Annotated in this window: 11 protein-coding genes; 10 read left to right on the top strand and 1 reads right to left on the bottom strand. The window is 61.3% G+C overall.

Going from position 1 to position 12,037, the window contains the following annotated elements:
• The 7 genes from sdhD to D9M09_RS18935 all read left to right on the top strand — a co-directional run bounded on the left by sdhD (position 1) and on the right by D9M09_RS18935 (position 5,925).
• On the top strand, positions 1-366 hold the full coding sequence (gene sdhD / locus D9M09_RS18965; protein WP_034752078.1) for a succinate dehydrogenase, hydrophobic membrane anchor protein: 366 nt from the start codon (positions 1-3) through the stop codon (positions 364-366).
• A 2-nt stretch (positions 367-368) separates the two neighbouring features.
• Positions 369-2,150, top strand: a complete 1,782-nt coding sequence (sdhA, locus tag D9M09_RS18960; RefSeq protein ID WP_121670131.1) for a succinate dehydrogenase flavoprotein subunit — start codon at positions 369-371, stop codon at positions 2,148-2,150.
• A 9-nt stretch (positions 2,151-2,159) separates the two neighbouring features.
• On the top strand, positions 2,160-2,870 hold the full coding sequence (locus D9M09_RS18955) for a succinate dehydrogenase iron-sulfur subunit (protein ID WP_034752075.1): 711 nt from the start codon (positions 2,160-2,162) through the stop codon (positions 2,868-2,870).
• Positions 2,871-2,987: 117 nt separating this feature from the next.
• Positions 2,988-3,269, top strand: a complete 282-nt coding sequence (locus tag D9M09_RS18950) for a succinate dehydrogenase assembly factor 2 (protein ID WP_034752073.1) — start codon at positions 2,988-2,990, stop codon at positions 3,267-3,269.
• A gap of 121 nt (positions 3,270-3,390) precedes the next feature.
• Positions 3,391-4,692 (top strand): citrate synthase, encoded by a 1,302-nt coding sequence (gltA, locus tag D9M09_RS18945; RefSeq protein WP_034752071.1) that lies wholly within the window; start codon positions 3,391-3,393, stop codon positions 4,690-4,692.
• A 124-nt stretch (positions 4,693-4,816) separates the two neighbouring features.
• Positions 4,817-5,158 carry a winged helix-turn-helix transcriptional regulator gene (locus D9M09_RS18940; protein WP_121670130.1) on the top strand — a complete coding sequence of 114 codons (342 nt, stop codon included), beginning with the start codon at positions 4,817-4,819 and terminating at the stop codon, positions 5,156-5,158.
• Positions 5,159-5,382: 224 nt separating this feature from the next.
• A complete protein-coding gene (locus D9M09_RS18935; RefSeq protein ID WP_121670129.1) occupies positions 5,383-5,925 on the top strand; it encodes an NAD(P)H-dependent oxidoreductase in 543 nt (180 codons plus the stop codon).
• 17 nt (positions 5,926-5,942) lie between these two features.
• Here D9M09_RS18935 and D9M09_RS18930 read toward each other — a convergent pair whose 3' ends face one another.
• Positions 5,943-6,398, bottom strand: coding sequence for a hypothetical protein (locus D9M09_RS18930; protein ID WP_121670128.1), 456 nt, complete (start codon positions 6,396-6,398; stop codon positions 5,943-5,945).
• Positions 6,399-6,513: 115 nt separating this feature from the next.
• Here D9M09_RS18930 and D9M09_RS18925 point away from each other — a divergent pair, with 115 nt between their 5' ends.
• From D9M09_RS18925 to odhB, 3 genes are all read left to right on the top strand, one after another.
• A complete protein-coding gene (locus tag D9M09_RS18925; protein WP_121670127.1) occupies positions 6,514-7,488 on the top strand; it encodes a LysR family transcriptional regulator in 975 nt (324 codons plus the stop codon).
• Between the two features lie 257 nt (positions 7,489-7,745).
• The gene (locus D9M09_RS18920; protein ID WP_046685725.1) at positions 7,746-10,598 is read left to right on the top strand and encodes a 2-oxoglutarate dehydrogenase E1 component; all 2,853 of its coding nucleotides are present in this window, start codon (positions 7,746-7,748) and stop codon (positions 10,596-10,598) included.
• A 116-nt stretch (positions 10,599-10,714) separates the two neighbouring features.
• Entirely contained in the window at positions 10,715-11,971 is a 1,257-nt protein-coding gene (gene odhB, locus D9M09_RS18915; protein ID WP_070219196.1) for a 2-oxoglutarate dehydrogenase complex dihydrolipoyllysine-residue succinyltransferase, read from the top strand.
• Positions 11,972-12,037: the final 66 nt, after the last annotated feature.

Here is a 12,037-nt window from a genome sequence, read left to right as displayed (position 1 = left end):
ATGGCAGACAATAATATCGGACCGAAACGCCTCGTCGTCGGTGCCCATTACGGCTTGCGCGACTGGCTGGCGCAGCGCGTCACCGCCATCGTCATGGTGGCGTATGTTGCCATCCTGCTTATTTCTTTCTTGACTGGCAGCAACTTCAGCTATGAAGGCTGGGCTGGTCTGTTCGCACAGCAGTGGTTTAAATTGTTCAGCCTGGTGACCTTCGTCGCCCTGTTCTACCACGCATGGGTCGGCGTACGCGACATCTGGATGGACTACGTGAAAAGCGCTGGCCTCCGTCTGACCCTGCAAATTGCCACCATGCTGTGGTTGATCGCTTGTGCCGGCTGGACGGTACAGATACTCTGGAGTGTGTAATCGTGGCAGCATATAAATCTGCAATCCCTACCCGCCGCTTTGATGCGGTCATCGTTGGCGCCGGCGGTTCCGGCATGCGCGCGTCGTTGCAGCTGGCTGAAGCCGGCCTGAACGTCGCAGTTCTGTCGAAAGTCTTCCCGACCCGCTCGCACACCGTGGCAGCGCAGGGCGGTATCGGCGCGTCGCTCGGCAACATGGCCGAAGACAACTGGTTCTGGCACATGTTCGACACCGTCAAGGGCGGCGACTATCTGGGCGACCAGGATGCCATCGAATTCATGTGCCGCGAAGCACCGAAGGTCGTGTACGAACTGGAACACTTCGGCATGCCATTCGACCGCAACCCTGACGGCACCATCTATCAGCGTCCGTTCGGCGGCCACACGGCCCACTTCGGCGAAAAGCCGGTGCAGCGCGCTTGCGCGGCAGCCGACCGTACCGGCCACGCCCTGTTGCACACGCTGTACCAGCGCAACGTGCGTGCCCGTACGCACTTCTTCGTCGAATGGATGGCACTTGACCTGATCCGTGACGCCGAAGGCGACGTGATCGGTGTTGTCGCGCTGGAAATGGAAACCGGCGAATGCATGATCCTGGAAGCAAAGACGACGGTCATGGCAACGGGCGGCGCAGGCCGCATCTTCGCCGCGTCGACGAATGCGTTCATTAATACCGGCGACGGCATGGGCATGGCGGCACGCGCCGGCCTGCCGCTGCAGGACATGGAATTCTGGCAGTTCCACCCGACCGGCGTGGCCGGTGCGGGCGTATTGATCACCGAAGGCGTGCGCGGCGAAGGCGGCATCCTGATCAATAGCGAAGGCGAACGCTTCATGGAGCGCTATGCACCGACCCTGAAAGATCTGGCGCCGCGCGACTTCGTCTCGCGTTCGATGGACCAGGAAATCAAGGAAGGCCGCGGCTGCGGTCCGAACAAGGACCACGTGATGCTGGACCTGCGCCATATCGGCGCCGACACCATCGCCAAGCGCCTGCCGTCGATCCTGGAAATCGGCCACAAGTTCGCCAACGTCGACGCCACCAAGGAACCGATTCCTGTCGTGCCGACGATTCACTACCAGATGGGCGGCATCCCGACGAACATCCACGGCCAGGTCGTCACCCCGACCGGTCCGGATAATTCGGCCAAGGTCGTCAACGGTCTGTACGCGATCGGCGAATGCGCCTGCGTTTCCGTGCACGGCGCCAACCGCCTGGGCACGAACTCGCTGCTCGACCTGGTGGTCTTCGGTCGCGCGGCCGGCAACCACATCGTCAACAGCGGCCTGAAAGCCAAGGAAAACAAGCCTTTGCCAGCCGACGCTGCCGATTTCGCCATGGGCCGCCTGGCGCGCCTGGAAAACTCGACCGGCACGGAAACCGTGCAGGGCGTGGCCAACGACATCCGCGCAACGATGCAGAAGTACTGCGGCGTGTTCCGTACCGACGAGATGCTGAGCAAGGGCGTCGAAGAAATCATGAAGCTCGACGAGCGCCGCAAGCACGTCTCCTTCAAGGATAAATCGATGGTCTTCAACACGGCCCGCGTGGAAGCGCTGGAGCTGGACAACCTGATCGAAACGGCGAAAGCGACCATCGTTTCGGCAGCGGCCCGCAAGGAATCGCGCGGCGCGCACGCCCAGGACGACCATCCGCAACGCGACGACGAGAACTGGATGAAGCACACTCTGTGGTATTCGGAAGGCAACCGACTGGAATACAAGCCGGTCGTGACCAAGCCGCTGACGGTTGATACCTTCAAACCGAAACCACGTACTTTCTAAGGCTATACCATGGCACGCACTCTTAAATTCAAAATCTACCGCTACGATCCTGACCAGGATGCCAAGCCGTACATGCAAGACCTGACGGTCGAACTGAAAGACACCGACAAGATGCTGCTCGACGCACTGCAGCGCATCAAGGCGGACGTCGATGACTCGCTGGCCCTGCGCCGCTCGTGCCGCGAGGGCGTGTGCGGTTCGGACGCGATGAACATCAACGGCAAGAACGGCCTGGCATGCACCACCAACCTGAACGAACTGTCGGAGCCTATCGTGCTGCGTCCGTTGCCAGGCTTGCCGGTCATCCGCGACCTGATCGTCGACATGACGCAATTTTTCAAGCAGTACGATTCGATCAAGCCTTTCCTGATCAACGATTCGATCCCGCCTGAAAAAGAGCGCCTGCAATCGCCGGAACAGCGCGAAGAACTCGATGGCCTGTACGAGTGCATCCTGTGCGCATGCTGCTCCACGTCGTGCCCGTCGTTCTGGTGGAATCCGGACAAGTTCGTCGGTCCTGCCGGCCTGCTGCAAGCCTACCGCTTCATCGCCGATTCGCGCGACGAAGCCACGGGTGCGCGTCTGGACAACCTGGAAGACCCGTACCGCCTGTTCCGCTGCCATTCGATCATGAACTGCGTCGACGTCTGCCCGAAAGGGTTGAACCCGAACAAGGCGATCGGCAAGATCAAGGAATTGATGGTCCGCCGCGCGATCTGATCCTCCTGATCGCGTCCGCCGGGCGCCGTTTGCCGGAAGAGGGTATCCTCTCTTGCCTGCAGGCGGCGCCTGCAAAGCAGCACCGTGCCGCAAGGCACACGTAAAGTGGTAAACCAAATGACAGAATCAATTTTGTCCTCGCATCAGGCCGACCCGGCCAACCGCGCCCGCCTGCGCTGGCGTTCACGCCGTGGCCTGCTGGAAAACGACATTATCCTGACCCGTTTTCTCGATGCGTATGAAACCGAATTGACCGATGAAGAAGTTGACGCGCTGACGCGTTTGCTGGATTTATCGGACAATGCGTTAATGGATCTGGTACTGGCCCGTAAAGAGCCGGAAGGCGAAGTCGATCTGCCGCATGTGCGCGCACTGCTGCAACGACTGCGCATTGCCTAGACGCCTGGGCGATATATTGCAAACGGTGCGAGTGGCGCGCTGTAGCACTGCCGAATGCGGTGCGAATTGCAGCCAGAATTTTTGATTTTAATTTCGACTCACTCCCGAGAAGGAAGAGCCCATGAATATCTCTGACACAAAAGCTACCCTGTCGTTCTCCGATGGCAGCCCATCGCTTGAATTTCCAATCTACAAAGGCACGGTTGGCCCGGATGTCATCGACATCCGCAAACTGTACGCCGGTAGCGGCAAGTTCACCTACGACCCAGGCTTTATGTCGACGGCCGCCTGCAACTCGTCGATCACCTACATCGACGGCGACAAGGGCGAGCTGCTGTACCGTGGTTACCCGATCGAGCAGTTGGCCGTCAACGCCGACTTCATGGAATCGTGCTACCTGTTGCTGAACGGCGAACTGCCGAACGCGGCGCAGAAAGCCAAGTTCGTCGACACCGTCACCAAGCACACGATGGTGCACGAACAGATGCAATTCTTCTTCCGTGGCTTCCGCCGCGACGCGCATCCGATGTCGGTCCTGGTGGGCACCGTCGGCGCGCTGGCATCGTTCTACCATGACTCGCTGGACATCAACGACCCGCGTCACCGCGAAGTGTCGGCCATCCGCCTGATCGCCAAGATGCCGACCCTGGTCGCCATGACCTACAAGTACTCGGTCGGCCAGCCGTTCGTGTACCCACGTAACGACCTGTCGTACAGCGCCAACTTCATGCACATGATGTTCGCCAACCCGTGCGAAGAGTACAAGGTCAACGACGTGCTGGTGCGCGCCCTGGACCGCATCCTGATCCTGCATGCGGACCACGAGCAAAACGCATCGACTTCGACCGTCCGTCTGGCCGGTTCGTCGGGCGCCAACCCGTTCGCCTGTATCGCTGCCGGTATCGCCTGCCTGTGGGGCCCTGCCCACGGCGGCGCCAACGAAGCGGCACTGAACATGCTGAAAGAAATCGGCACCGTCGAGAACATCCCTGCCTTCATCGCGCAAGTCAAGGACAAGAACTCGGGCGTCAAGCTGATGGGCTTTGGCCACCGCGTGTACAAGAACTTCGATCCACGCGCCAAGCTGATGCGTGAAACCTGCTACGAAGTGCTGCAAGAACTGGGTCTGCAAGACGATCCGCTGTTCAAGCTGGCGATGGAACTGGAAAAGATTGCGCTGAACGACGAATACTTCGTGTCGCGCAAACTGTACCCGAACGTCGACTTCTACTCGGGCATCGTGCAATCGGCGCTGGGCATCCCTGTATCGCTGTTCACCGGTATCTTCGCTATGGCCCGTACGATCGGCTGGATCGCCCAGTGGAACGAAATGATCGCCGACCCAGAGCAAAAGATCGGCCGTCCGCGCCAGCTGTTCGTCGGTTCGACCACGCGTGAAGTACTGCCACTGGACAAGCGTTAATCCAGAGCGGTATCGAGCAAACAAAAAAACGGGCTTCGGCCCGTTTTTTTATGCGCGTGCTCGACGCAAGCCGGGGCCGCCGGGCTGTTATGCTCGCACTCTGACCAACAGGAAGCACAACGCGATGAATGAAGAAACCTGCGCCCCGAGCGGCGTGGCCCTCGGCGAGACTGCATTTGGCTACACCTTGTCGCTGATCGGCGGGAAATACAAGATGCTGATCCTGTACGCGCTGGCGGAAAACAAGGTGCTGCGGCATAACGAACTCAAGCGGCATCTGGGCGGCATCGCCTTCAAGACCCTCAGCGTCGTGCTGAAGGAGCTGGAAGCGGACGCGCTGATCGTCCGCAAGGAGTATCCGCAAGTGCCGCCCAAGGTGGAATACTCGCTCTCCAGCAAGGGGGACTCGCTGATCCCCGTGCTGCATACCCTCTGCGAGTGGGGCGAGCGGCACCAGCCAGTCTGATGCGGATGCACCTGGCAAGGCGCTTTTCCATAGTCTAGTAGCTTACTTTTTGTATGGTATGGGTAGTTAATGTGCGTACTTGTGAAAAGTACCCAGCATGGCTATGCTGTTTCTGCCCTTGGAAGCGCGCGGCACGTGCGGTGCGCCATAGAGCAGGGCATCGGCTTGCCTGCTTTTTTGAAAAGGCGGGGCCGGTGCATCCCTTTCATTTTCAGGAAAGCAGCATGATGAAAACCCTTGTGATCGTCTTCCATCCCTCCCTCGCCACGTCGGTGGCCAACAAGCGCTGGCTGCAGGAACTGGCGCGGTATCCGGACCGCTATACCATCCACGACGTGCACCAGGCTTATCCGGACGGGCACATCGATGTGGCGCGCGAACAGGAGCTGGTGGAGTCGCACGCCCACGTGGTCTTGCAGTTCCCCGTGTACTGGTTCAACTGCCCGCCCCTGCTCAAGCGGTGGCTCGACGAGGTGCTGGCGTATGGCTGGGCCTACGGCTCGGGCGGCGACGCCTTCAGGGGCCGCAAGGTGGCGCTGGCCGTCACGGCAGGCATCCGCGAGGAAGACTTCACGCCGCAAGGCAAGTGGAACGTCACCCTGGCGCAGCTGCTGGCGCCGTTCGATGTCACCCTGGCGTATATCGGCGCCGACAATGGCCGCTTCTTCGCCTTCTATGGCGCGGAAGACGGGCCGAAAGAAACGGGCTATGCCGAGCGGCTGGCGCGCAGCGCGCAAGAGTATGAGCGCTTCCTGGCTGCGTTGTAGAACCGGCCGGAGCGGCCTCAGTTCAGCGCTGCTTCGAGCTGGCGCAGCGCGACCTGCCGCCCCTCCAGCTGCAGGCTGCTGCCTTCATAGGGCTGGGGCATGACGATGCAGCGCGGCGCATTGTGCTTGAGGATGCCGCCCCAGTGGGCGACCCTGGCGCTGGCCTGGCGGCGGATCGCTTCGACCGTGGCGCCGCTGGCGAGGATGCGGGCTTGCGGAAAGGCTAGCCGCAGCACGTCCAGACCGAAATACGCTTGCGGTTCGGCCGCGCTGATATAGATGGTGATCAGGCGCTTGCCGCTGGCGGCGATGGTGTGCGCTAACTGCGCCGCATCGTCGCGCAGGAACTGGGCATTGACGAGGATGGCGTCGGCCACGCCGCTCAGCAGCAGCGAAGTGGACGGTGCGCGGCCCAGTACATCGAGCTGGAAGGTTTCCAAGGTACGGGAGGGAAGGGCGGCGCGTGCAAACATATTATTCTTTCTGCATTAGGTGCTCATCTCGCATATTATCCTTTCGACCAGGCGCGACAAATAGGGTAGATTGCAATACTTAGTTGCATGGATCGGATGAATCAAGGAGTAGCGCATGGACCGTATCACCGCCGCACAAGTATTCGTCGCCATCGCCGAGCGGGGCAGCATGGTGGCCGCCAGCGAGGCGCTCGACATGTCGCGCGCCATGGTGACGCGCTACCTGGCCGAGATGGAAGAGTGGGCGGGGGCGCGCCTGTTGCATCGCACCACGCGCCGCCTGAGCCTGACGGATGCGGGCGACGCCACCCTGGCGCGCTGCCGGCAGATGCTGGAAGTGGCCGGCGCCATGGCCGTCACCTCGCCCGAGGGCGTCGACACGCCGCACGGCTTGTTGCGCATCACCTGCTCGCAATCCTTGGCGCAGACGGCGCTCGCTGGCGCAGTGACCGCTTACCTGCGGCGCTACCCGCGCGCCGCCGTCGACCTGCAGATGGAGAACCGCGCCGTCAACCTGGTGGAACAGCGCATCGACCTGGCGATCCGCATCACGAACGCGCTTGAACCGAACCTGATCGCGCGCCAGCTGGCCAGCTGCGCGTCGGTGGTGTGCGCCGCACCATCGTACCTGGCGGCGCACGGCACGCCGCGCCGGGCGGAAGACCTGGCCCTGCACAACTGTCTGACGTACACGTATTTCGGCAAGAGCCTGTGGCAATTTACGCATGACGGGGAAGCGCTCACTGTCCCCGTCAGCGGCCGCCTGTCGGCGAATGAGTCGCTGGTCTTGCTGGTGGCCACGGTGGCGGGGGCGGGCATCGCCATGCAGCCGCGCTATTCGGCCGCGCCGCTGATCGCCAGCGGACAGCTGGTGGAACTGCTGCCCGCTTACGTGCCGCAGGATATGGGCATCTATGGTGTCTACACTTCGCGCCAGCACATGTCGCCGCTGCTGCGCACCATGCTCGACTTTCTGGTCGAGTGGTTTGCCGGCGATCCTGATTGGCTGGCGGCCATCGCGGCGGGGCCGTTGCCGGGCAGACCAGTTGGGCGCAAGCGGCACGCCGGCAGGGCCGCCGATGTGCCGTAAGCACAACAGTGACAGGCTTGCAAGCCCGGGAAAATCAACAACACAGCTTACATTTGCTTGCCAAATAAAATTCAACTTGCAGTTGTTGCGTTACAATACCGCGTGCTATTCTAAATGACGGTATGCAGAATGCTGGTGCAATAAAAAAGCCCTTCCCCACAACTTGATGTGCAATCCGCTAACCGGTCAGGCCGTGTCGCGGAAGGTTAGATTAACCCGCTAATTCCTCGCGAAGCGCGAAGAAAGGTGAGCAATATATGCAGCAATTAACGACCAACTCCTACCTGTTCGGTGGGAATGCTCCGTACGTGGAAGACCTGTACGAGGCGTATCTGAACAATCCAGGCTCGGTACCCGATAACTGGCGTTCCTACTTCGACGCAATGCAGCACGTGCCTGCCGTCGATGGCACCAACAAGCCTGACGTGGCACATGCCTCCGTCGTCGCCTCGTTCGCCGAGCGCGCAAAAGCAGGTCCGATCCGCACAGTGACCGCTTCCTTCGATGCTGAAATGGGCCGCAAGCGCGTCGCCGCCACGCAGTTGATCGCCGCTTACCGCTACCTCGGTTCGCACTGGGCCAACCTGGATCCGCTGCAACGCCAGGAGCGTCCGATGATCCCTGAGCTCGAGCCGAGCTTCTACGGTTTCACCGACGCGGACATGGACACCGTGTTCAACATCAGCAATACCTATTTTGGCCCCGAGACCGCCACCCTGCGCGATCTGCTCAACTATCTGCGCGATACCTATACGCGTTCGATCGGCGCCGAATTCATGTACATCTCCGATCCGGCCGAAAAGCGCTGGCTGCAAGAGAAACTGGAATCGATCCGTTCCACCCCGAATTTCACCCCAGAGAAAAAAATCCACATCCTCGACCGCCTCACCGCGGCTGAAGGCCTGGAACGCTATCTGCACACCCGCTACGTGGGCCAGAAGCGCTTCTCCCTGGAAGGCGGCGAAACCTTCATCGCCTCGATGGATGAAACCATCCAGCGCGCCGGCGAAAAAGGCGTGCAGGAAATCGTGATCGGCATGGCCCACCGCGGCCGCCTGAACGTGCTGGTGAACACCCTGGGCAAGGCGCCGCAGGAACTGTTCGAAGAATTCGAAGGCAAGCATGGCGATGACCTGCCTGCCGGCGACGTGAAATACCATCAGGGCTTCTCGTCGGACATCTCCACCGCAGGCGGCCCGGTCCACCTGTCGCTGGCGTTCAACCCGTCGCACCTGGAAATCGTCAACCCTGTGGTCGAAGGTTCCGTCAAGGCCCGCATGGACCGCCGCGGCGACGCGCAGGGCGCGCAAGTGCTGCCTATCCTGGTGCACGGCGATGCCGCTTTCGCCGGCCAGGGCGTGGTCATGGAAACGCTGAATCTGGCGCAAACCCGTGGCTACCATACCGGCGGCACGGTGCATATCGTGATCAACAACCAGATCGGTTTCACCACCTCGGATCCGCGCGATGCACGCTCGACCCTGTACTGCTCGGACGTCGTCAAGATGATCGAAGCACCGGTCCTGCACATCAACGCCGATGATCCGGAAGCCGTGGTACTGGCGACGCAGATCGCGCTCGACTACCGCATGGAATTCAAGAAGGACATCGTCCTCGACATCATCTGCTACCGCAAGCTTGGCCACAACGAGCAAGATACGCCGGCACTGACGCAGCCGCTGATGTACAAGAAGATCGGCCAGCATCCAGGCACCCGCAAGCTGTACGCGGACAAGCTGGTAGCGCAAGGCGTGATCCCTGCCGATGGCGGCGACAAGATGGTGGCAGCGTTCCGCGACGCCATGGACGCCGGCAAGCACACCGTCGATCCCGTCATCTCGAACTTCAAGAACAAGTACGCCGTCGACTGGCTGCCGTTCCTGAACAAGAAATGGACCGATTCGGCCGACACCGCCGTGCCGATGACGGAACTGAAACGCCTGGCCACCCGCATCACCACCGTGCCGGAAGACTTCAAGGTCCACTCGCTGGTGGAAAAAGTGCTGGGCGACCGTGCCACCATGGGCCGCGGCGAAATGAACCTGGACTGGGGCATGGGCGAACACCTGGCCTACGCATCGCTGGTATCGTCCGGCTACGCCATCCGCCTGACGGGCCAGGATGCCGGCCGCGGCACCTTCGTGCACCGCCACGCCGTGCTGCATGACCAGAACCGCGAGCGTTGGGATGCAGGCACCTACATTCCGCTGCAAAACGTGTCGGACAACCAGGCGCCGTTCACCGTCATCGACTCGGTGCTGTCCGAAGAAGCCGTACTGGCCTTCGAATACGGCTACTCGACCGCTGAACCGAACACCCTGACGATCTGGGAAGCCCAGTTCGGCGACTTCGCCAACGGCGCGCAAGTGGTGATCGACCAATTCATCAGCTCCGGCGAAGTGAAGTGGGGCCGCGCTTCGGGCCTGGTCATGATGCTGCCGCACGGTTACGAAGGCCAGGGTCCTGAGCACTCGTCCGCGCGTCCCGAGCGTTTCCTGCAGCTGTGCGCAGACAACAACATGCAAGTGGTGCAGCCGACGACGGCTTCGCAGATCTTCCATTTGCTGCGCCGCCAGATGGTGCGCCAGTTCCGCAAGCCGCTGGTCATCCTGACGCCGAAGTCGCTGCTGCGCAACAAGGATGCCGGTTCGCCGCTGACCGACCTGGCCAAGGGCGGTTTCCAGACCGTCATCGGCGAAGTCGACGACAAAATCGACGCCAAGAAAGTCAAGCGCGTGGTCGCCTGCTCGGGCAAGGTCTACTACGACCTGGTCAACGCACGCAAGACCCGTGGCCAGACCGACACGGCCATCGTGCGCCTGGAACAGCTGTATCCGTTCCCGCACAAGTCGTTCGCTGCTGAACTGAAGAAGTTCCCGAACCTGGTCGAAGTCGTCTGGGCACAGGACGAGCCGCAAAACCAGGGCGCCTGGTTCCAGATCCAGCACAACATCTTCGAAGGCCTGGAATCGGGTCAGCGTCTGGCCTACGCCGGCCGTCCTGCTTCGGCGTCGCCTGCTGTCGGTTACTATGACAAGCACTACGCCCAGCAAAAAGACCTGCTGGAAACGGCATTCTCGAAGCTGAAGGGTTTTATCCTGACCAAGTAAGTGGCTCGATAAGGGGCGCCATGCGAGTGCATGGCGCCTGCTCGCATACATCATGACGGAGCGCCGCCCTTGCTACGCAGGGCGGCGCCGCAATAACAAAATAAACGGAGTTTTACATGGCACAAATCGAAGTCAAAGTTCCCCAGTTGTCGGAATCGGTTGCGGAAGCGACCCTGCTGGCATGGCACAAGAAAGTCGGCGAAGCAGTCGCGCGCGACGAAAACATGATCGACATCGAAACCGATAAAGTAGTGCTGGAACTGCCGGCGCCGGCCGCTGGCGTGATCGTGCAAATCATCAAGGATAACGGCGCCACCGTCGTTGCCGGCGAAGTCATCGCCATCATCGATACCGACGGCTCGGCCAAGGTCAGCCCGATGGAAGTCTCCGCCGTGCCTGCGCCAGCCCTGGCTGCCGCTGCCCAAGACACCGCCAGCGCTTCGGCGCCAGCTGCTGCGACCAAAGGCGATGTCGCCATGCCTGCCGCCGCCAAAATCCTGTCCGAAAAAGGCCTGTCCGCCGGCGACGTCGCCGGTTCGGGCAAAGATGGCCGCGTGACCAAGGGCGACGCCCTGGCCGCTTCCGCCAAGCCAGCCGTTGCGCCGCTGGCGCCAGCCGCTGCCAAGCCGGCGCTGCAACAAGTTGCCACGCCGTCGGCCGCCAACCTGGGCGACCGCCCTGAAGAGCGCGTGCCGATGAGCCGCCTGCGCGCACGTATCGCCGAGCGCCTGCTGCAATCGCAATCGACGAACGCCATCCTGACCACGTTCAACGAAGTGAACATGCAGCCGGTCATCGACCTGCGCAACAAGTACAAGGACAAGTTCGAGAAAGAGCACGGCGTCAAGCTGGGCTTCATGTCCTTCTTCGTCAAGGCCGCCGTCGCTGCCCTGAAAAAGTACCCGATCATCAACGCTTCCGTTGACGGCAACGACATCGTTTACCACGGCTACTTCGACATCGGTATCGCCGTCGGTTCGCCGCGCGGCCTGGTCGTGCCTATCATCCGCAACGCGGACCAGCTGTCGATCGCCGACATCGAGAAAAAAATCGGTGAATTCGGCGCGAAAGCCAAGGAAGGCAAGCTGACCCTGGACGACCTGACGGGCGGCACGTTCTCGATCTCGAACGGCGGCACCTTCGGCTCCATGCTGTCGACCCCGATCATCAACCCGCCGCAATCGGCCATCCTGGGCGTGCATGCGACCAAGGACCGCGCCGTTGTCGAAAACGGCCAGATCGTGGTGCGTCCGATGAACTACCTGGCCATGTCCTACGACCACCGCATCATCGACGGCCGCGAAGCCGTCCTGGGCCTGGTGGCGATGAAAGAAGCGCTGGAAGATCCTGCACGCCTGCTGCTGGACCTGTAAGCACTGTAGTCCCCCGGCGTAGCCGCCGGGGCAATGTAGCTGATACCCCTTGCCAGAAGACGCAGC

It is taken from the genome of Janthinobacterium agaricidamnosum (genome assembly GCF_003667705.1).
In the GTDB taxonomy this organism is placed as follows: domain Bacteria; phylum Pseudomonadota; class Gammaproteobacteria; order Burkholderiales; family Burkholderiaceae_D; genus Janthinobacterium.
The sequence above is the reverse complement of the archived record's forward strand: the minus strand, read 5'-3'. Positions and strand labels throughout refer to the sequence as shown.